Source organism: Sediminimonas sp., from assembly GCF_024637375.1.
GTDB lineage: Bacteria > Pseudomonadota > Alphaproteobacteria > Rhodobacterales > Rhodobacteraceae > Sediminimonas.
Map to the genome: position 1 here is coordinate 1 of NZ_JAGXFK010000003.1, position 19,883 is coordinate 19,883.

Sequence of the window (19,883 nt, forward strand, 5' to 3'; positions counted from 1 at the left end):
GCCGCGCAGCGCTACCGGCCATGACCAAACCCAAGAACAATCTCGAAAAGCGTTTCTGTCGCCTGTTTCCGGCTCCCAATACTCTCTGGACAGAGGCAAACCTGCGTTCACGCCAAAAACGGCAGAAATATTGGAAAATCGAGCCTGTACGCTCGATGGACCTCATTTGCTTGCGAAATGGCGTTTTCAACCCCGCCGGTGGCCACTAATTGGTAGTGGGGATAACAAATTCGCATATCATGCCGTTCAACCGCACTTGCTGTGTCCGCAGCTTGCGCAGGTCATGCAGCCTTCGATCATGCGCATGTCGTAGCTGCCGCAGGCCGGGCAGGCGGGGCCGCGGGGCGCATCCAGGTTCACGACCTGTGCCGTGGGGTCGGCTTTCAGCCCCAGGCCCTCGCCTTCGAGGAAGCCGATGGCGATCATGTGTCGCTCCAGGATGCCGCCGATGGCCGCCAGGATCGAGGGCACGTATTTGCCCTGCATCCAGGCGCCGCCGCGCGGGTCGAACACGGCCTTCAACTCCTCGACCACGAAGCTCACGTCGCCGCCGCGCCGGAACACGGCCGAGATCATCCGCGTGAGCGCCACGGTCCAGGCGAAATGCTCCATGTTCTTGGAGTTGATGAACACCTCGAAGGGCCGGCGGTGCCCGTTCAGCACGATGTCGTTGACGGTGATGTAGATGGCGTGATTGCTGTCGGGCCACTTGAGCTTGTAGGTGGCGCCCTCCAGCTCGGGCGGGCGTTCCAGCGGCTCGGACATGTAGACCACCTCGCCGCCCTCGGCGGGCTGGGCGCCATCGCCTGCATCCGGGCGTTCGCCGGGGGTCTTGTCCTCGGTCTCGCCAACGCTCAGCACGCTGCCGGTGACGGCGTTGGGCCGGTAGGTGGTGCAGCCCTTGCAGCCCGACTCGTAGGCCTGCATGTAGACCTCCTTGAACGCCCCGAAGTCGATGTCGGCGGGGCAGTTGATGGTCTTGGAAATCGAGCTGTCCACCCATTCCTGTGCCGCCGCCTGCATCGCAACGTGATCGGCCGGCGCCAGCGTCTGGGCGTTGACGAAATGGTCGGGCAGGGGGGCGTCGCCTTGGCTGGCGCGCCACATCTGCACGGCGTAATCCTCGACCTCTTCCTCGGATCGCGACCCGTCGTTCTGCAATACCTTGCGGGTGTAGCTGTAGGCGAAGACCGGCTCGATCCCCGAACTGACATTGCCGGCATAAAGCGAAATGGTCCCCGTTGGCGCCACCGATGTCAGCAGCGCGTTGCGGATGCCAAAGGTGCGGATCGCGTCGCGCAGGCCGTCGTCCATCCGCTGCATGGTGCCCGAGGCGAGATATGGCTCGGCATCGAACAGCGCAAACGCACCCTTCTCGCGGGCCAGCTCGACCGAGGCGGCATAGGCCGCGTGGGCGATGGCGCGCATCCATTCGCCGGTCTGCGCGGCGGCCGCGTCGCTGCCGTAGCGCAGGCCCAGCATCAGCAGCGCGTCGGCCAGCCCGGTCACGCCCAGCCCGATGCGGCGCTTGTCGCGGGCCTCGCGCGCCTGTTCGGGCAGCGGGAACTTCGACACGTCCACGACGTTATCCATCATCCGCACCGCGGTGGCGACCAGCGCGGCCATCTCTTCGTGGTCCAGCGCCGCGTCGGCGGTGAAGGGCGCGCGCACCAGCCGGGCAAGGTTGATCGACCCCAGCAGGCAGGCACCGTAAGGCGGCAGGGGCTGTTCGCCGCAATTGTGGACGTAAAGACCGCCCGCGTCGAAGGCGTTGACCCCCGGCACCGACACGTCAAACACCTCGGCCTCGCCTTCTTCGGCCACCGCTTCCACCACGGCGGTGAACCGCTCGCGGTTGAGTGCGCGCTTGTAGCCGCTCTGCGCGGCTTCCAGTCTCCGCGCCTTCTCGACGTCGGCAAATCCGATCCGTTCGGCGTAAACGGCCAGGTTGTCACCCGAAATGACCAGGTCGTGTTGCGCGCCGGTGGGGTAGGCGCGCTGCCCGCCCCTGCCATCGGGCAGTCGGCTCTCGCCCGCCCCGCGGCGATCGCGGTAGATGACCGCCTGCACCCCCAGCCGCGCCAGCATCCGTTGTGCCGCCTCCAGGAGGCCGATGTCGCTTTGCGACAGCCGTACCGACACGCCCTTGGCCTGGCTGCCCTGGACCGAGCCGTCGGCGTCGAAAAGCCCGCGCAGCACGGCGGCGCAGAAGCCGGGGGATGCGGCCTCGATCTCGGGCGTCAGGGTCTTGTGCCCCTGCCGCAGCCCGTAGTCGCGTGCCAGCGCCGCCAGCGCGGCGGTGCCGATGCGGTACTCGCCGCGGCCCGGCACCTCCTGCCATCCGCCGAAGTCGGCGCGGTGCGGCAGATCGCGCAGCAGCGTTTCGACGTGTTCCATGACGGGGCTCGCCGGGGGCGCGCCATTGCCGCAGGCCGCGCGTGGCCAGACCGAGATGAGCGTCTTGTCGGCCCGGATCACGCCATCCCCGATCAACAGGCCCAGCAGGTAGCCGCGTTCCTCCCCCGGCCGCGCCGTGACCTTGGCGGGGCGGTGATCATGCAGCATCACCTCGTCGCCGGGCCGCAGGTCGCCCGCCGGCACCCAGTCGTGCGCGAGCCGCCAGCGGGTCTTTCCGGTGACCTTCCGCACGGGGTGATCGGCGGTCAGCCGCAGGTGACGCCCGCAGATCGTCGAGAGGCCCAGGACCGGCTTGACCCCGGTGGCGAAGAAGCCCTCCGGCCCGCTGTCATGCGGCGTGCCATCCACCAGGGCACGGAACGGGCGGCCGACCAGGTCGCGCACCTGCCGCGCGCCGCGGTCGGTGGTGACCCATGTCTCGGCGGTGACGCAAGGATTGGTGGCCGAGATCGTCTCGCAGTAGTTCAGGTTGTTGGCCTGGTTTATCCGGTCGATGAAGATGACGCCCGGCTCGGCGTAGTCATAGGTGGATTGCATGATCCGGTTCCACAACTCGCGCGCCTGCACGGTGTGATAGACCTTGCCGTCGAACTGTAGCTCCCACGGGCCGTCGGCCTTCACCGCCTCCATGAAGGCGTCGGATACCAGCACGCTGAGGTTGAACATGCGCAGGCGGGCGGGGTCGGACTTGGCGGCGATGAAAGCCTCGATATCGGGGTGATCGCAGCGCATCGTCGCCATCATCGCGCCGCGGCGCGAGCCGGCGGACATGATCGTGCGGCACATCGCGTCCCACACGTCCATGAAGCTCAGCGGGCCGGAGGCGTCTGCGCCCACCCCCTTTACCTCGGCGCCGCGGGGGCGGATGGTCGAGAAATCGTAACCGATGCCGCCGCCCTGCTGCATGGTCAGCGCGGCCTCTTTGAGCATGTCGAAGATGCCGCCCATGCTGTCGGGGATGGTGCCCATCACGAAGCAGTTGAACAGCGTCACGTCGCGCCCGGTGCCGGCGCCGGCGGTGATGCGCCCGGCAGGCAGGAAGCGGAAGTCCTCCAGTGCCTCGTAGAACACCTGTTCCCAGTGGTCCGGGTCGGATTCGACCGAGGCGAGGCTGCGCGCCACCCGGCGCCAGGTGTCCTCGACGCTGCGGTCGACGGGGGTGCCGTCGGCCTGCTTGAAGCGGTATTTCATGTCCCAGATCTGTTCGGCGATGGGGGCGGCGAATCGGGTCATGGCGAATGTCCTGCTCGGTCTGCGTGGGTGGGGCCGGGGCGCGCCGCCGGGCGCGCGCTACGGAGGCTCTTTATACGCGATGCGCGGCAGCACGACCAGACGTTTTGCCGCCGCGCCGCAGCTTCTGGTTGCCCATGGCGACGAAACCGCTAGATTTGGGGTATGGGACAGGCAGCGCAGATGAACCTCGTCAAGCTTTCGGTCGGCACCGAGGATATCGCCGGGCTGGCCCGCTGGCAGGCCAGCAAACGCGCGCAGGGCGCCGACGGGTTGCCGCGCCACGTCACCCGGATGTGGCCGCGCCGCGCCGACGAAATCCTTGCCGGCGGATCGATCTACTGGGTGATCCGCGGCGCGATTCGCTGTCGGCAGAGAATTCTGCGCCTCGACGGGGTCACCGGCGACGACGGCGTGCGCCGCTGCGCGATCGTGCTGGACCCCGAGGTGGTCGCCACCGCCCAGGCGACGCGGCGCCCGTTCCAGGGCTGGCGCTATCTCAGGCCCGAGGATGCGCCGGCGGACCTTTCCGGCAGCCGTCGCGGCGAAGAGGCGTTGCCCGACGCGCTGTCGGCGGCGCTGGCCGAAATCGGCGTTCTGTAAGCGGTCTGTATCGCGTCAGTATTCCGTCGGTGCCTCGTGCGCGATCCAGTCATGGATCAGCGCGGCCAGCTTGCGCGGCTGCTGGTGGCATATCCAGTGATCGGCGTCGGGGATGTGCCTGACCGTCAGGCGCGGCGCGTAGTCCTCCAGACCCTCGATGCTTTCGGGTAGCAGCGCGGTGTCGCCATCGCCCCAGATCAGCAGGTGCGGCATGGCCACCCGCAGCTTGTCGGCGGGCATGGCGGGCAAATCGGTAATCGGCTGGCCCGGTTCGGCCACCCGCAAGGGCGAGGCACGATACCAGTTGACCATCCCGCGCAGGCGGCCGGGGCGGGCCCATTCGGCCTTGTAGGCGGCGCGTTTGGGCGGCGTCATCCACGACAGGTCCATATGGGCCGAGAAGAGCCGCATCAGCCCGGCGAAATCGTCGGCGGCAAGCCGGTCCTCTGAGCCGGGCGCGCGCAGCGCCTCGATATACTGCGAGGCGGCCGATTGCGCGCCCCCGGCGGCCAGGGCGCGCTGGAACGGCGCCGGATGCACGCCATTGGCCACGATCAGGCGTGCGACGCGGTCGGGGTGGCGGATGGCCAGCGCATAGGCCACCGCGGCGCCCCAGTCATGGCCCATGACGGTGACGGCTTGCCCGGGCGCCAGGCGGTCGAGCAGCGCGCACATGTCTTCGACCAGTTGCGAGGCGCCGTAGGCCGCCACCTCGGGCGGCGCCCAGCTCTGGCCATAGCCGCGCTGATCGGGGGCGATGACCCGGTAGTGCGCAGCCAGCAGCGGCGCCAGCTCGGCCCAGGCGCCGGAATACTCGGGAAAGCCGTGCAGCAGCAGCATCACCGGCGCATCCGCCCGCCCCCATTCGAGGTAGTGGAACCGCCGGCCGTCGAGCCTGGCAAAATGGCTGATCATGGGCGCTCCCTTCGATTGCGCTGATCCGCGTTCCATTCAAAGGGGCGCGGTACGGCGATGCAAGGGCGAATGGGGCGGTCGGGTGGGCACGACCGGCGCCATGCGCGGGTGAAAAACGGCTTCCCGCCGACGCGTTTGCGCGCTAGGCGGATGGCATGAGCGAGCCGGATACATATCGTGCCCACCTGCGCGCCACGCTGGGGCTGGGCCTGCCGCTGGTGGGCAGCCACCTGGCGCAGTTCGCCGTGCAACTGACCGACGCGGTCATGCTGGGCTGGTACGGGGTCGAGGCGCTGGCCGCAGAGGTGCTGGGCGGCATGCTGTTCTTCGTGCTGTTCATCATGGGTTCGGGCTTTGCCTTCGCGGTGATGCCGATGGTGGCCGAGGCCGTGGCCGCCGACGAGCAGGCCCGGGTGCGGCGGGTCACCCGCATGGGGATGTGGCTGTCGGTTCTGTTCGGGTTGGCGTCGTTGCCGTTGTTCATCTGGTCCGGCGCGCTTTTCGTGGCGCTTGGGCAGGCGCCCCGGATCGCCGCGCTGGCCGCGGACTACCTGCATATCGCCGGGCCGGCGATCCTGCCGGCGCTGGTGGTGATGGTGTTGAAATCCTACCTCGCGGCGCTGGAGCGCACGCAGATGGTGCTGTGGGTGACGCTGGGCGCGGTGGCGGTGAACATCGTGATCAACTACGCGCTGATCTTCGGCAACTGGGGTGCGCCGGAAATGGGCGTGCGCGGTGCCGCGGTGGCCTCGGCGGCGGTGCACAGCGTGTCTCTGGTGCTGCTGGCGGTCTATGCAGCCCGGGCCACGCGCGAGCACACGTTGTTCCAGCGCCTCTGGCGGCCCGACGGCGAAGCCTTTGCCCTGGTTTTCCGCCTCGGCTGGCCGATCGGCATCACCAACCTGGCCGAGATGGGGCTTTTCGCGGCCTCGTCGGTGATGATGGGCTGGCTGGGCGCGCAGGCGCTGGCGGCGCATGGTATCGCGCTGCAAGTGGCCTCGGTCACCTTCATGGTGCATCTCGGCCTGAGCAACGCCGCCACGGTGCGCGCTGGCCGGGCGCTGGGCCGGCGCGATGCAGCGGGGCTGCGGCGCGGAGCCGAGGTGGTGCTGGCGCTGTCGGGCGCGGTGGGGCTGGCCACGGTGGCGGTGTTCCTGCTTGTGCCCGAATGGCTGATGGGGCTGTTCCTGTCGCCCGACGACCCGCAGCGCGACGCGGTCGTCTCGATCGGTGTCGGCCTGTTGGCCGCGGCCGCGTTGTTCCAGTTGGCCGATGCCGCGCAGGTGATCGCGCTGGGGCTGCTGCGCGGCGTGCAGGATACCCGCGTGCCAATGGTGATCGCGGCGCTGGCCTACTGGGCGGTGGGAATCCCCGTCAGCTACGTGCTGGGCTTCGGATTGGGATGGGGGGGCGTCGGCGTATGGCTGGGGCTTGCGGCAGGGCTTGCGCTGGCGGGGGTGTTCATGCTGCTGCGCTTCCGCGGCTGGCTGGCACGAACGGCCGGTCGCGCGCTCGGCTGAGGCCGGGGCAGGGGCCCCGTTGCCGGCGCGCGGCGGCAGGCTCAGATCGCTGCCTTGCGCATTTCGTCGAGGTAGACTTCGCGCAGCCGCTGCGCCACCGGGCCCGGCCGGCCATCGCCGATCGCCGCACCGTCGAGGTCGATCACCGGGGTGACGAAGGCGCTGGCCGAGGTGATGAAGGCCTCGTCGGCGGCCTTGGCCTCGTCGATGGTGAAGGCGCGTTCCTCGACTTCCATCTGCGCCTCGCGGGCGAAGCGCAGCACCGCCGCGCGGGTGATGCCGTGCAGGATATCGGTGCCCAGGTCGCGGGTGATGATGCGCCCGTCCTTGACGATATAGGCGTTGTTGCTGGTGCCTTCGGTGACATGGCCGTCCTCGACCATCCAGGCGTCCTCGGCGCCGGCCTTGAGCGCCATCATCTTGCCCATCGACGGATAGAGCAGTTGCACCGTCTTGATGTCACGCCGGCCCCAGCGCAGATCGTCGATGCTGATCACCTTGATGCCCGCCGCGGCCGTCGGGCTGTCGGGCAGCCCCGGCTTGGACTGGGTGAACATCACCAGGGTCGGTTCCGTCGTTGCGGGGTCGGGAAAGGCGAAGTCGCGGTCGCCCGGTGCGCCCCGCGTCACCTGCAGGTAAATCAGCCCGTCGGTGATGGCGTTGGCGCGCACCAGCTCGCGGTGGATATCCAGCAGATCGTCGAACTGCGCGGGCTTGGTCATGTCGAGTTCGCACAGCGAGCGTTCCAGCCGCGCCATGTGCCCGTCGAAGTCGATGAGCCGGCCATCCAGCACGGTGGTGACCTCGTAGACCCCGTCGGCCATCAGGAATCCGCGGTCGAAGATCGACACGGAAGCTTGGGTTTCCGGCAGGTATTCGCCGTTCACGTAGACTGTGCGCATGGATGTTCTCCCTATCCCCAGAGGCCGGCCGCCGGCGGGTGCACGCCGGCGTCGTCGTATTGCAAAGGCTGGGCGCGGTCTTCGGCCAACAGCAGCGGCCCGTCAAGGTCGGTGACCATCGCGCCCTGCGCCACCAGAACCGCCGGGGCCATCGCCAGCGAACTGCCGACCATGCAGCCGACCATGATGCCGTAGCCCTCGGCGAGCGCGGCCGCCTTCAGCGCCAGCGCCTCGGTCAGCCCGCCGGTCTTGTCGAGCTTGATGTTGACCACGTCATACTTGCCGGCAAGCCTCGGCAGGCTGGCGCGGTCGTGGCAGCTTTCGTCGGCGCAGACCGGCACCGGGCGCGCCATGGCGCGCAGGGCCTCGTCCTCGCCCGCCGGCAGGGGTTGCTCGACCAGCGCGACGCCGAGTCGCTGCAAGTGCGGCGCCAGATCGGCATAGGTTTCGGCGCTCCAGCCCTCGTTGGCATCGACGATGATGCGCGCCTCGGGCGCGCCCGCGCGCACCGCCTTCAGCCGCGGCATGTCGTCGGGGGTGCCCAGCTTGATCTTGAGAAGCGGCCGGTGGGCATTGGCCGCCGCCTGCGCCTGCATCGCGTCCGGAGTGTCCAGCGACAGGGTGTAGGCGGTCAGTTCCGGCCCCGGCGCGGGCAGGCCGGCCAGTTCCCACACGCGCTTGCCGGCGCGCTTGGCCTCGAGATCCCACAACGCGCAATCCACCGCGTTGCGCGCCGCCCCCGCCGGCAGCAGATCACGAAGCGCCGCGCGGTCGAATTGCTCTGGCAGCCCCTCGATCTGCGCGGACACGCTGTCGAGTGTCTCGTCGTAGCGCGCGTAAGGGACGCATTCGCCCCACCCGGTCACGCCGTCCGCGTTGATCCGCACCGTCAAGACTTCGGCGGTGCTGCGCGACCCGCGGCTGATGGTGAAAACCTGCGCCAGCCGAAATGTGTCCCGCGTTACCGAAATATCCACGCCCCGCCCTTTCATCTTTCTCCAAATACTCCCGCCGGAGGCATCCGGCGGCGCAACTTACCCCGGCGCCCGACTACAGCGCGGCCAACGCTTCGGCCAGCCGCTCCGCGCCGTGGCGGTAGGGATCGACCGTAGGCAGGCCCAACCGCGCCTCGGTCTCTTCGCAATAGGCGCGCGCCTCGTCGTCGCTCATGTGCTGGGTGTTGATCGACACGCCCACGACCTGGCAGGCCGGGTTGGCGATCCGCGCCAGTGGCAGCGCCGTGTCGCGCAACGCCTCAAGCGAAGGTAGCGCATAGCCCGGCAAGCCGCGCATATGATCGCGCGTCGGCTCGTGGCTGAGGATCAGCGCATCGGGCTGGCCGCCGTGGATCAGCGCCATCGTCACGCCGGAATAGCTGACATGGAACAGGCTGCCCTGGCCCTCAATCACGTCCCAGTGGTCGGGGTCGTTGTCGGGCGTCAGCCATTCGATGCTGCCGGCCATGAAATCGGCCACCACGGCATCCAGCGGCACGCCGTCGCCGGTGATCAGGATGCCGGTCTGCCCGGTGGCGCGGAAGGTGCTTTTCATCCCCCGTGCACGCAGCGCGTCATCCAGCGCCAGGCCGGTATACATCTTGCCGACCGAGCAATCGGTGCCCACCGCCAGCACCCGCTTGCCGGCGCGCTTGACGCCGTTGGCGATCGGGTAGCGCACTTCGGGGATGCGCACGTCGTGCAGTGCCCGCCCGCAGGCGTCGGCCACCGCCGCCAGGTCGGGCTCGTCGCGCAACAGGTTGTGCAGTCCCGAGGCCAGGTCGAACCCCTCTTCCAGCGCCGCCACCAGCACCTTCTTCCACGAGGCCGAGATCACGCCGCCGCGGTTGGCCACGCCGATCACCAGCGTGCGCGCGCCGGCGGCGCGGGCCTCCTGCAGGGTCATGTCGGCGAGCCCGAGATCGGCGCGGCACCCTTCCATGCGAAGCTGCCCCACGCAGTTATCGGGGCGCCAGTCCTTGATCCCCTGTGCCACCTTGGCAGCCAGTTGGTCGGGCGCATCGCCCAGGAACAGCAGGTATGGAGTTTCGATCATGTTTCGCGCCTTTCACCTCGAATTCGTCCGCCATTGTGTCGTAAATAGCCCGGGATGCGATTGCAAACCCGATGCGATTTCGTTGCCGTGCGCGAGATTCTCCCGCGATCACGGCGATCCGCCGGAGATTGTTGCAATTCAGGCCGCCACCGCGACATCGCCACGCTGCAGTGCGGCGCGTTTGCCGCGCCCGCAAAACCGGCTTGCACGCCGTGACGCAATTTAATAAGCGAACCAAAGCAGAAAACGACATATCCTTGCCGCCCCATCCAGAGAGGTGCCCGATGAGCTTTCGCATCCAACCCGCCCCGCCGGCCCGGCCCAACCGCTGCCAGCTCTTCGGCCCCGGCTCGCGCCCCGCGATCTTCGAAAAGATGGCCACCAGCGCGGCCGACGTGATCAACCTCGACCTGGAGGATTCGGTCGCGCCGTCGGACAAGGACAGCGCCCGTACCAACATCGTCGCGGCACTCGGCGATATCGACTGGGGCCGCAAGACCATGTCGGTGCGCATCAACGGGCTCGACACTCCCTACTGGTACCGCGACGTGATCGAATTGCTGGAAAGCGGGGCAGAGCGGCTCGACCAGATCATGATTCCCAAGGTCGGGTGCGCCGCCGACATCTACGCCGTCGATGCGCTGGTCACCGCCGTCGAGGCCGCCAGTGGCCGCGAAAAGCGTATCGGGTTCGAAGTCATCATCGAATCGGCCGCCGGCATCGCCCATGTCGAGGAAATCGCCGCCGCCAGCCCGCGCATGCAGGCGATGAGCCTCGGCGCCGCCGATTTCGCGGCCTCCATGGGCATGGCCACAACCGGCATCGGCGGCACGCAGGAAAACTACTACATGATCCGCGAGGGGCAGAAATACTGGGGCGACCCCTGGCACTGGGCCCAGACGGCCATCGTCGCCGCCTGCCGCACCCATGGCGTGCTGCCGGTCGACGGCCCGTTCGGCGACTTTTCGGACGAGGACGGCTTTCGCGCCCAGGCGCGTCGCTCGGCCACGTTGGGCATGGTCGGCAAATGGGCCATCCACCCCAAGCAGGTGGCGCTGGCCAACGAGGTGTTCACCCCCTCGGACGCGGCCGTCGCGGAAGCGCGCGAAATCCTCGCGGCGATGGAAGAGGCCAAGGCCAAGGGCGAAGGCGCCACCGTCTACAAGGGTCGGCTCGTGGATATCGCCAGCATCAAGCAGGCCGAGGGCATCGTGCGCCAGGCCGAGATGATCGCCGCCGGCTGACCGACCCGCCGCCGCCTCGGGCGGGCGTATCCGGGGCAAGATGAAGGGGCGTGCGGAGCCAGGCCCCCGGCCTGGCTCAATCGCCGCTCATCCGCTCGGCCTTCTTGCGGATCAACACGCTGCGCAGGTCGTGCATCGCCAGCAGCAGCGCGTCGGTGATCTCTTCGAGTTGCGCATCGGTGGCGCGGGTCTGGGCCCAGTGAGCGGTCATGTTCAGATGATCCACGGCGCGGTGGATGTCGTCGATCTGGCGTTCGGCCAGGGTCAGCCGGCGCTCTTCCATCCAGTCGTGTATCGCCTCCAGGTCGGTCGCGTCGAGTTGCCTCTCGCCGTGCGGCTTGATCTCGCCGTTGCGGATGTTGACCACGGCGATCTGGTCCATCTCGATGCGGCGCTGGCGGTTCTCGCTGTCGACGCGAAAGACGAAGGCGCCGTTCTCGCGCACGCGGAAAAAGTAATCTGGCAATTCGACGCTCATGGCGCGCCCTCCACTCTGGCTGGGGTCAGGCTCGGGTCAGGGCGGCGCAGAATGCCGCGATGCGCGTGCAGGCCTCCTCCAGCGCGTCATCCGCGGCAGCGTAGCTGATGCGGAAATGCGGCGAAAGCCCGAAGGCGGCGCCGAAGACCACGGCGACGCCCGCTTCCTCCAGCAGGGCGTTGGCGAAGGCCTCGTCGCTGTCGATCATCCGTCCGCCCGGCGTCTGGCAGCCGATTAGCGCGTCGATCGAGGGATAGACGTAGAACGCGCCCTCGGGCACCGGGCAGGTGATGCCGGGAATGGCATTCAGCCGCGCCACCACCATGTCGCGCCGGCGCCGGAACAGCGCCATCGCCCCGGTCACGCTGTCTTGCGGGCCATCAAGCGCCGCGCGCGCCGCCCATTGGCTGATCGAACACGGGTTCGAGGTGCTTTGCGACTGGATCTTGCGCATCGCCGCGATCAGGTCCGCCGGCCCGGCACCATAGCCGATGCGCCAGCCGGTCATGGCATAGGCCTTCGACACGCCGTTGACCGTCAGCGTGCGGTCGTAGAGCGCGGGTTCGACCTGCGCCGGCGTGCAGAAGCGAAAGCCGGGATAGGCGATGTGCTCGTAGATGTCGTCGCTCATCACCCGGACATGTGGATGGCGCAGCAGCACGTCGGTCAGCGCCTTCAGTTCGACGTGGCTGTAGCCTGCCCCGGTGGGGTTCGACGGCGAGTTGAACACGAACCACCTGGTGGCCGGGGTGATCGCGGCCTCCAGCGCCTGCGCGCTCAGCTTGAAGCCGGTCTCGATGCCGCATTCCACGATCACCGGCGTGCCCCCGGCCAGCGTCACCATGTCGGGGTAGCTGACCCAGTAGGGCGCGGGCACGATCACCTCGTCGCCGGGGTCGAGCGTGGCCATCAGCGCGTTGTAGAGCACCTGCTTGCCGCCCGACCCCACGCTCACCTGTTCGGGGCGATAATCGAGCCCGTTGTCGCGCGCGAACTTGTCGCGGATCGCCTGTTTCAGCTCGGGCGTGCCGTCGACGGCGGTGTAGCGGGTATGCCCGGCCTCGATCGCCGCAATGCCGGCGGTGCGGATATGCGCGGGGGTGTCGAAATCGGGCTCGCCGGCGCTCAGCCCGATGACATCGCGGCCTGCGGCACGCAGCTCGGCGGCGCGGGCGGTCATTGCGATGGTCGGTGACGGTTTCACGCGCGAGAGCGTCTTGGACAGCAAAGTCATGGTGGCGGCCCCGGGTTTGTATTCCTCTGTCCGAAGGCTTAGGCTCGGGCGCGGGCGCGATCAAGCGCGATCGGTGAAAACGGAGAGACAGGGTGTCAGACACAGCAACCGACTGGTACGGGGCCGACATGGCCACCTTCGGCGACCGCGTCGCGGCGGCGCGCGAAGCCGCCGGGATGACCCAGAAACAGATGGCCAAGCGACTGGGCGTCAAGCTGTCCACCGTGCGCGGATGGGAAGAAGACCTCAGCGAGCCGCGCGCCAACAAGCTGTCGATGATGGCGGGGCTGCTCAACGTGTCGATCGTCTGGCTGCTCACCGGCGAAGGCGAGGGCGGGCTGGCCGCGCCGGACGAGGCCGAACCGCTGTCGCCCGACATCGACGCGCTGCTGATGGAATTGCGCGATGTCAAGACGCAGATGAACGCCGCCTCCGACCGGCTGGGCCGGCTTGAAAAGAAGCTGCGCACGAGGCTCAAGGGTGAGTGAGGTCGCCCCGCCGCCAGACGAACCCCGCGAGACGCGGCTCAGGCGGCTTAAAATGCGCTCGATGCGGCGCGGCATCAAGGAAATGGACGTGATCCTGTCGCGCTACGCCGAGGCGGCGCTGCCGGGCATGGACGCGGCGACGCTGGACACCTACGAGGCGCTGTTGTCGGAAAACGACCAGGACCTTCTGTATTGGGTCAGCGGTCGCGATGCCCCCCCCGCCGCGCTGGCGCCACTGGTTGCCGATATTCGCGCCTCAGTGGGCATGACCGGCGGCTGAGCCCGGCACGGCGCCGGTTTTAGGCGCCGTTTAACGGTTTTTTCGGCAATTGCCGCGATTCTGTCGTCCGAGGTTGCATCGGACGGAGGATTTTTCAATGAGCAAACAGGGCAAACTTGCCCCCGCGGGCGGGGCGGGCCTGTTGGGCGGCTATCTTGACGCGCTGGCGCTGGTCGAACGGCTGCACCGGCTGTTGCTGGACGTGATCAAGGACGAGTTCGAGCGTCTCGGCGTCCTCGACATCAACGCCGTGCAGGCGCTGCTGCTGTTCAATATCGGCGAGAACGAGGTCACGGCGGGCGAACTCAAGTCGCGCGGCTACTACCAGAGCAGCAATGTCAGCTACAACCTCAAGAAACTGGTCGAAACGGGCTACATGCACCACCAACGCTGCGAGATCGACCGCCGCGCGGTGCGCGTGCGCCTCACCGCCAGGGGCCGCGCGATCCGCGACGTGGTGGCGGCGCTGTTCGCGCGCCACGCCGAGGGGATGGAGGGGCGCGGCGTGATCGACGTCGATGGCATGGACCGCATCACCCATTCGCTGCGCCGGGTCGAACGGTACTGGACCGACCAGATTCGCTATATCTACTGACCCGGCGCGCTCGCGGTCACCAGTGGCCGGTGTTCTCCATGCTGGCCCAGGGTTCGGCCGGTTTCAGCGCCTCTCCCATCTGCAACAGCTCGACCGAGATGTTGTCGGGGCTGCGCACGAAGGCCATGCGCCCGTCGCGCGGCGGACGGTTGATGGTCACGCCGTTATCCATCAGGTGCTGGCACATCTCGTGGATGTTCTCGACCTCGTAGGCGAGGTGCCCGAAATGGCGGCTGTCATCGGGCAGCGCGTCGTCGCCGTCCCAGTTCCAGGTCAGCTCGACCGGGCATTCGGGCTGTCCCGGCGGCGCCATGAAGATCAGCGAAAAACGGCCCTGTTCACTGTCATGGCGGCGGGTTTCCTCCAGCCCCAGAAGCGAGAAGAACGCCATCGTCTTTTCCAGGTCCTTCACGCGGACCATGGTGTGCAGGTAGCGGATTTTCATCGGCAGTCTCCCGTTCAGTATCGCGTCGGTATTCTGTCGGTATCGCGTCGGTGCGACCCTCGCGGAGCAGGATAGGCCCTGAGCCGTGCGTGTCGAGGGCAAAGGGACGCACGCGCACACACCCGATATCGGCTTGGCGTCGGGGGCGTCCGCAAGATATAGTAGTGGGCGACTCGTCCCATTCCCCGAAAGGATTTCGCGATGCCGCTCAGCCCCGACCAACAGGCCGAAATCGACGCGCAGCGCGCGCAGCCGCGCCAGACCCTGCGCACCGTGTCGGAGGGGCTGGAAGCGCGGCTCTATACCGCCACGCCGGTGCTCGACCACGGCTTCGTGCGGGTCGTCGATTACATGGGCGACGATGCCGCGATCTGCCAGGCGGCGCGGGTCAGCTACGGGCGCGGGACGAAATCGGTCAGCAACGACGCCGGACTGATCCGCTACCTGATGCGGCACTGGCACTCGACCCCGTTCGAGATGTGCGAGATCAAGCTGCACGTCAAGCTGCCCATCTTCGTGGCGCGGCAATGGATCCGGCACCGCACCGCCAACGTCAACGAATACTCGGCGCGCTACTCGATCCTTGACCGCGAATTCTACATCCCCGCGTCCGAACACCTGGCGGCGCAATCCACGACCAACAGCCAGGGCCGCGGCGAGACGCTGAGCGGCGACGAGGCGGCGCGCGTGCTGGACATCCTGCGCGAGGATGCCGGGCGGGCCTATGACCACTACGAGGCGATGATCAGCCAGGACGGGCAGGCGGGGCTGGCGCGCGAGCTGGCACGGATGAACCTGCCGGCCAACATCTATACCCAGTGGTACTGGAAAACCGACCTGCACAACCTGCTGCATTTCCTGCGCCTGCGCGCCGACGCCCATGCGCAATACGAAATCCGCGCCTATGCCGACGCGATTTGCGACATCGTCCGCGACTGGGTGCCGGCGAGCTACGCCGCGTTCGAGGATTACCGCATGGGCGGCGCCACCCTGTCGGCCACCGCCCTTGATTGCCTGCGCCGGATGCTGAAGGGTGAAGAGGTGACGCAGGAAAACTCCGGCATGAGCAAAGGCGAATGGCGGGAGTTTGTGGGGGTGATTGAGGGGTGAGTGTTCTTCCCCGGATGATCACTTGGGCGGGCTCGCAACGCATCGGAAACCCTTGCCATCCGTGCGCCGTATAGGCGCAGAGATCGCCACGCCACATCCCGCCTGCCCGGCAACGCCGGGCCGCGCCCGACCCGCCCCGTCACGCCGGAGGTGTGCCATCAAGGGTGGCGGGCGCGTTTGCAACGCTGCACTCTGAAACACCGTTGCCGGATTTGGCGCGGAAGGCACTCCGAAGGACCGTCGCAGCGCCCACCCCGGATCGGGCGCGGCCCGTCTTTTCCGCCGCATGGCACGGCACTTCAGCGCGCTGCGTCTCGTCGGTAGTAGTCCAGCACGAACACCCGGATTGCCGAGGCCAGCCCCGTTCCGGGATCGCGGGCGGCATCAATTTCGGCTGCCAACACGTTGATCGGTGTTGATTTTTCCGCCGCGATCGCGCGGAAGGCGGCCCAGAATTCATCCTCGAGCGACACGCTGGTGCGGTGCCCGCGCAGGGTGAGCGAGTGCTTGACGGGCCGGGCGCTCATCGCGGGCGACGGGCGGGGGCGCTGCCCCCGTCGCCGCAAGCGGCGACTCCCCCGGAGTATTTGTGGAAAGATGAAGCGCGCATCACTCGTCCTCGCGGCGATGCGCGTCGAGATGCGCGCGGGCGCGTGCGGCGGCGGTCTCTTCTTCGGCTTTTTGTGCCTTCGTGCGCCCGAAGCGGGTGGCGTTGGCGTCGGCGCGGGTCTTTTTCTCGGCCCGAGCCTTTGCCTTGCGCACCCGGTTGAGGTTGACCGGGCGGTCGCTCATTTCGGGCCGATCATGTTTTCGGGCCGCACCACGCGCTCGAACGTCTCGGCGTCGACGAAGCCCAGGTTGATCGCCTCTTCCTTCAGCGTGGTGCCGTTCTTGTGCGCGGTCTTGGCCACCCTGGTGGCGTTGTCGTAGCCGATCTCGGGCGCCAGCGCGGTGACCAGCATCAGCGACTCGTGCAGCAGCTTGTCGATGCGCGCCTCGTCGGCCTTGAGGCCCACGACCAGGTTGTCGGTGAAGGCAGACGCCGCGTCGCCCAGAAGCTGCATGGATTGCAGCACGTTGTAGGCCATCATCGGCTTGTAGACGTTGAGTTCGAAATGCCCCTGGCTGCCGGCGAAGCCGACGGCGGCGTCGTTGCCCATGACATGCGCGCAGACCTGGGTGAGCGCCTCGCACTGGGTGGGGTTGACCTTGCCGGGCATGATCGACGAGCCGGGCTCGTTTTCCGGCAGGATCAGCTCGCCCAGCCCGCAGCGCGGGCCGCTGCCCAGGAAGCGGATGTCGTTGGCGATCTTGAACAGCGAGGCGGCGACGGTCTTGAGCGCGCCAGACATCTCGACCATCGCGTCGTGGGCGGCCAGCGCCTCGAACTTGTTGGGCGCGGTCACGAAGGGCAGGCCGGTGATGCGCGCCATGTTGGCCGCGACCGTCTCGGCCCAGCCCTGGCGCGTGTTCAGCCCGGTGCCCACCGCGGTGCCGCCTTGGGCCAGCTCGTAAATCCGGCCAAGCGCGCCATGCACCCGGGCGATGCCCATGGCGACCTGGTGGGCGTAGCCCGAGAACTCCTGCGCCAGCGTCAGCGGCGTCGCGTCCTGGGTATGGGTGCGGCCGATCTTGATGATGCCGTCGAATTCCGCGACCTTGGCCTCCAGCGCGGCGTGCAGCTTTTCCAGCCCCGGCAGGGTGACATCGCGGGCCATCGTCGCGGTGGCGATGTGCATCGCGGTGGGAAAGGTGTCGTTGCTGGACTGGCCCATGTTGACGTGGTCGTTGGGGTGGACCGGGTCCTTGGCACCGATCTGGCCGCCGAGGAACTCGATGGCGCGGTTGGCGATCACCTCGTTGGCGTTCATGTTCGATTGCGTGCCGCTGCCGGTTTGCCACACGACCAGCGGGAAGTTGTCGTCGAGCTTGCCGTCGGCAACCTCGGCGGCGGCCGCGATGATCGCGTCGGCAAGCCGCGCGTCCAGCGTGCCCTGCGCCTTGTTGGCCTCGGCGCAGGCTTGCTTGATCACGCCCAGCGCGTGGACCACGGCGGCGGGCTGGCGTTCCCAGCCGATGGGGAAGTTGAGCAGCGAGCGCTGCGTTTGCGCGCCCCAGTACCTGTGGCTTGGCACTTCGAGGGGGCCGAAGCTGTCGGTTTCGGTGCGGGTCTTGGTCATGGTCGGGCCTCCTGGAAACGGTTGGCCCTGTCATACCGCAGTTGCGGGAAAGATCAACGCGGGCGACGGGCTACTTGCGGAAGCTGTCGAGGCTGACGATCTGTGCCTCCTGGCCATCCTCGGGCGCCTCGGCCTCGGGCGTGTCGCCGTCGCCGGGGGGCGGGGTGTCGTCGCCGTCGTCGTCGTGCTGAGATTCGAAGCGCAGGCCGAATTCGACCGAAGGGTCGACAAAGGTGCGAACCGCGTCAAAGGGGATGTAAAGCGGCTCGGGCGCATCGCCGAAGTTCAGCGTTACGGCAAAACCGTCCTCGTCGACCTCCAGGCCCTCGAACCAGGTCTGGATGACCACCGTCATTTCCTCGGGGTAGCGGGCGCGCAACCAGTCGGCCAGGTCCGCCTGCGGGTGGGTGGTGTCGAAGGTGATGAAGAAATGGTGCGCGCCGGGCAGTCCGTTGGCCGCGACATCGCGCAGAACGGTGCGGATGAGCCCGCGCATCGCGTCGTGCATCAGATTGCCGTATTCGATGGTGCGGCTCATGGTCTTCGGTTCCCCCTGTGACTGGGCCGATCATAGGGGATTCGGAACAAAACGAAAGGGCGGCCGCGGGGAATTCGCACCATGACGGGCCACGGCGCGGGAGCTTACCCGATGCGCTCTCCCGACAGGCAGATCGCGATCGTGTTTTCGGGCAAAAGCTCAAGTTGCTCGAAAAAGCTGATGAAATCGAAACTGTTATAGGCCTCGACGATAAGATCGTTCTCGATCCGGACCATCACCATGCCACCGACATGCAGGTCGTGGCGGCGGTCGATGCTGCGGGTGCGCATGGTGACGAACCCGGCCAGCCAGTCGTTCTGCTCGATGGTCTTTTCGATCGTGATGCGCGGCGGTTCGATCAGTTCCTGGATGGTGGTGACGAGAAACTGGAATTCCTCCACGCCGATGGCCATGCCGGGCACCAGCCCGTTGGCGGCGGTGTCGGGGCGGAACATCTCGGCGATGGCGGCCAGATCCCCGTCTTCCCAGACACGGGCATACCAGTCGCGCAGGATGTCGGATTTCGGTTTCATGGCTGTGCCCCTTTGGCGGTGTCGCAGGGGAAGGCTACGCCCGGTCGGTGAACGAATCATGAATAATGGGGGAAAAGTGCAGGCTTCTGTTGCCAGGTGCCTGCGAACCCCGCCAGCCCTTGCTAGAGGACTGGGCTTCAGTTTCGATGGTTGTTACTGCTTACGCAGCAACGGCCACCGGAGCACGGTTGTCGTTGGCAACTGTACTTTGTGCACCGATAACGGTGGTCGCTCACCGGGACAAAGCCACTCCTTTACACGTTCGTCGATCCTGTTTCGGCCCCGCGATCCCGTCCAACGAAGGGATATTGGTGGAGCCGCCGGGTACCGCCCCCGGGTCCGATCCGCTTATTTCGAGCGCGTTTATGTCCATAGTCCCGAAGGACATTTGCAATATAGGGTGGGCAGGGCGCGATTTGAAGGGGTAGATTGGCGCCGCGACGTGGGCCGTGGCACCGGCCCGCGAATGCAAAGCAAGGACACGCCAGACAGGAAGAGGGAGCGCCGCAGCATGATCACGCCAGACTATTGCCAGACCATGGCGCGCTACAACATGTGGCAGAACGCGCAGCTCAACGACGCGATGAGCACAATGGACCATGACGCGCTGACCCGACCGCGGGGGGCGTTCTTCGGCTCGATCCTGGGTACCGCCAACCACCTGGTATGGGGCGACGCGATGTGGATGTCGCGGTTCGCGGGCACGCCGGCGCCCGAGCTGCCGCTGCCGCGCAGCGCCGAGGCGTTCCCCACCCGCGCCGCGTGGTGGGCCGAGAGGCTGCGGATCGACCGGCGGATACGGCACTGGGCCGACGGGCTGCGCCGGCTCGATCTGCTGGGCGAACTGCGTTGGTACTCCAGCGCCAAAGGTGCCGAAGTGACGGCGCCGACGGGGCGTCTGATCGTGCACATGTTCAACCACCAGACCCACCATCGCGGGCAGATCCACGCGATGCTGACGGCGGCGGGCCAGGCGGCGCCGGTGAGCGACCTGTTCCTGATGCCGGACGAGGAGGGCTGAGCCACCGCCGGTCGCGCGCCCTTGTCGCCGGGGCAGGGGCGTGCCACCAATCGACGAGACAAGCGGCCCCCGCGCATCCGCGCGCACGACCGCGAAC

General features: G+C 67.5%; 22 protein-coding genes and 1 other RNA gene. 9 read left to right on the forward strand and 14 right to left on the reverse strand.

Annotated elements, in window-relative coordinates; genetic code table 11:
* Positions 1–209 (forward strand): hypothetical protein (locus Q0L89_RS00535; protein WP_296761668.1); only part of this gene is annotated, 209 nt, incomplete at its 5' end.
* A gap of 37 nt (positions 210–246) precedes the next feature.
* On the opposite strand, the gene Q0L89_RS00540 is transcribed toward Q0L89_RS00535, so the two are convergent.
* A complete protein-coding gene (locus tag Q0L89_RS00540) occupies positions 247–3,651 on the reverse strand; it encodes an LAGLIDADG family homing endonuclease (RefSeq protein ID WP_296761669.1) in 3,405 nt (1,134 codons plus the stop codon).
* A gap of 162 nt (positions 3,652–3,813) precedes the next feature.
* On the opposite strand from Q0L89_RS00540, the gene Q0L89_RS00545 reads away from it, so the two are divergent.
* Entirely contained in the window at positions 3,814–4,251 is a 438-nt protein-coding gene (locus Q0L89_RS00545) for a DUF1489 domain-containing protein (RefSeq protein WP_296761671.1), read from the forward strand.
* 15 nt (positions 4,252–4,266) lie between these two features.
* On the opposite strand, the gene Q0L89_RS00550 is transcribed toward Q0L89_RS00545, so the two are convergent.
* Positions 4,267–5,166: an alpha/beta hydrolase gene (locus tag Q0L89_RS00550; protein WP_296761672.1), complete on the reverse strand. Its 900-nt coding sequence runs from the start codon at positions 5,164–5,166 to the stop codon at positions 4,267–4,269.
* Positions 5,167–5,321: 155 nt separating this feature from the next.
* Between Q0L89_RS00550 and Q0L89_RS00555 the strand changes: the two genes are divergently transcribed.
* A complete protein-coding gene (locus tag Q0L89_RS00555; protein WP_296761674.1) occupies positions 5,322–6,686 on the forward strand; it encodes an MATE family efflux transporter in 1,365 nt (454 codons plus the stop codon).
* Positions 6,687–6,727: 41 nt separating this feature from the next.
* On the opposite strand, the gene Q0L89_RS00560 is transcribed toward Q0L89_RS00555, so the two are convergent.
* From Q0L89_RS00560 to dgcN, 3 genes are all read right to left on the reverse strand, one after another.
* Entirely contained in the window at positions 6,728–7,588 is an 861-nt protein-coding gene (locus tag Q0L89_RS00560; protein ID WP_296761675.1) for a D-amino-acid transaminase, read from the reverse strand.
* Positions 7,589–7,599: 11 nt separating this feature from the next.
* The gene (gene dgcA, locus Q0L89_RS00565) at positions 7,600–8,565 is read right to left on the reverse strand and encodes an N-acetyl-D-Glu racemase DgcA (RefSeq protein ID WP_296761676.1); all 966 of its coding nucleotides are present in this window, start codon (positions 8,563–8,565) and stop codon (positions 7,600–7,602) included.
* Between the two features lie 73 nt (positions 8,566–8,638).
* On the reverse strand, positions 8,639–9,640 hold the full coding sequence (gene dgcN / locus Q0L89_RS00570) for an N-acetyltransferase DgcN (RefSeq protein WP_296761677.1): 1,002 nt from the start codon (positions 9,638–9,640) through the stop codon (positions 8,639–8,641).
* Between the two features lie 284 nt (positions 9,641–9,924).
* Between dgcN and Q0L89_RS00575 the strand changes: the two genes are divergently transcribed.
* A complete protein-coding gene (locus Q0L89_RS00575; protein ID WP_296761679.1) occupies positions 9,925–10,884 on the forward strand; it encodes an L-malyl-CoA/beta-methylmalyl-CoA lyase in 960 nt (319 codons plus the stop codon).
* 76 nt (positions 10,885–10,960) lie between these two features.
* Here Q0L89_RS00575 and Q0L89_RS00580 read toward each other — a convergent pair whose 3' ends face one another.
* Together Q0L89_RS00580 and Q0L89_RS00585 are read right to left on the reverse strand one after the other, a co-directional pair.
* Entirely contained in the window at positions 10,961–11,362 is a 402-nt protein-coding gene (locus tag Q0L89_RS00580; protein WP_296761681.1) for a hypothetical protein, read from the reverse strand.
* 25 nt (positions 11,363–11,387) lie between these two features.
* Positions 11,388–12,596 carry a pyridoxal phosphate-dependent aminotransferase gene (locus Q0L89_RS00585; protein ID WP_296761683.1) on the reverse strand — a complete coding sequence of 403 codons (1,209 nt, stop codon included), beginning with the start codon at positions 12,594–12,596 and terminating at the stop codon, positions 11,388–11,390.
* Positions 12,597–12,688: 92 nt separating this feature from the next.
* Here Q0L89_RS00585 and Q0L89_RS00590 point away from each other — a divergent pair, with 92 nt between their 5' ends.
* From Q0L89_RS00590 to Q0L89_RS00600, 3 genes are all read left to right on the forward strand, one after another.
* Positions 12,689–13,084 carry a helix-turn-helix transcriptional regulator gene (locus Q0L89_RS00590; protein ID WP_296761685.1) on the forward strand — a complete coding sequence of 132 codons (396 nt, stop codon included), beginning with the start codon at positions 12,689–12,691 and terminating at the stop codon, positions 13,082–13,084.
* A gap of 52 nt (positions 13,085–13,136) precedes the next feature.
* A complete protein-coding gene (locus Q0L89_RS00595; RefSeq protein ID WP_296761687.1) occupies positions 13,137–13,364 on the forward strand; it encodes a succinate dehydrogenase assembly factor 2 in 228 nt (75 codons plus the stop codon).
* A gap of 97 nt (positions 13,365–13,461) precedes the next feature.
* Positions 13,462–13,959: a winged helix DNA-binding protein gene (locus Q0L89_RS00600; RefSeq protein WP_296761689.1), complete on the forward strand. Its 498-nt coding sequence runs from the start codon at positions 13,462–13,464 to the stop codon at positions 13,957–13,959.
* A gap of 16 nt (positions 13,960–13,975) precedes the next feature.
* Here the strand turns inward: Q0L89_RS00600 and Q0L89_RS00605 are convergent, their stop codons facing one another.
* Complete coding sequence (locus tag Q0L89_RS00605) at positions 13,976–14,404, reverse strand: VOC family protein (protein WP_296761691.1); 429 nt, start codon at positions 14,402–14,404, stop codon at positions 13,976–13,978.
* Between the two features lie 201 nt (positions 14,405–14,605).
* Here Q0L89_RS00605 and thyX point away from each other — a divergent pair, with 201 nt between their 5' ends.
* Complete coding sequence (gene thyX / locus Q0L89_RS00610) at positions 14,606–15,514, forward strand: FAD-dependent thymidylate synthase (protein WP_296761692.1); 909 nt, start codon at positions 14,606–14,608, stop codon at positions 15,512–15,514.
* A gap of 299 nt (positions 15,515–15,813) precedes the next feature.
* Here the strand turns inward: thyX and Q0L89_RS00615 are convergent, their stop codons facing one another.
* The 6 genes from Q0L89_RS00615 to ssrA all read right to left on the reverse strand — a co-directional run bounded on the left by Q0L89_RS00615 (position 15,814) and on the right by ssrA (position 19,190).
* Entirely contained in the window at positions 15,814–16,041 is a 228-nt protein-coding gene (locus Q0L89_RS00615) for a ribbon-helix-helix domain-containing protein (RefSeq protein ID WP_296761694.1), read from the reverse strand.
* A gap of 82 nt (positions 16,042–16,123) precedes the next feature.
* On the reverse strand, positions 16,124–16,306 hold the full coding sequence (locus Q0L89_RS00620) for a DUF4169 family protein (protein WP_296761696.1): 183 nt from the start codon (positions 16,304–16,306) through the stop codon (positions 16,124–16,126).
* Positions 16,303–17,694 carry a class II fumarate hydratase gene (gene fumC / locus Q0L89_RS00625; RefSeq protein ID WP_296761698.1) on the reverse strand — a complete coding sequence of 464 codons (1,392 nt, stop codon included), beginning with the start codon at positions 17,692–17,694 and terminating at the stop codon, positions 16,303–16,305. Before fumC ends, Q0L89_RS00620 begins: the two co-directional genes overlap by 4 nt.
* Positions 17,695–17,764: 70 nt before the next feature.
* A complete protein-coding gene (locus Q0L89_RS00630) occupies positions 17,765–18,232 on the reverse strand; it encodes a ClpXP protease specificity-enhancing factor SspB (RefSeq protein WP_296761700.1) in 468 nt (155 codons plus the stop codon).
* 104 nt (positions 18,233–18,336) lie between these two features.
* Positions 18,337–18,765 (reverse strand): nuclear transport factor 2 family protein, encoded by a 429-nt coding sequence (locus Q0L89_RS00635; protein WP_296761702.1) that lies wholly within the window; start codon positions 18,763–18,765, stop codon positions 18,337–18,339.
* Between the two features lie 75 nt (positions 18,766–18,840).
* Positions 18,841–19,190, reverse strand: a transfer-messenger RNA (tmRNA) gene (gene ssrA / locus Q0L89_RS00640).
* 86 nt (positions 19,191–19,276) lie between these two features.
* On the opposite strand from ssrA, the gene Q0L89_RS00645 reads away from it, so the two are divergent.
* Positions 19,277–19,786: a DinB family protein gene (locus Q0L89_RS00645; RefSeq protein WP_296761703.1), complete on the forward strand. Its 510-nt coding sequence runs from the start codon at positions 19,277–19,279 to the stop codon at positions 19,784–19,786.
* The last annotated feature ends 97 nt before the right edge of the window (positions 19,787–19,883 follow it).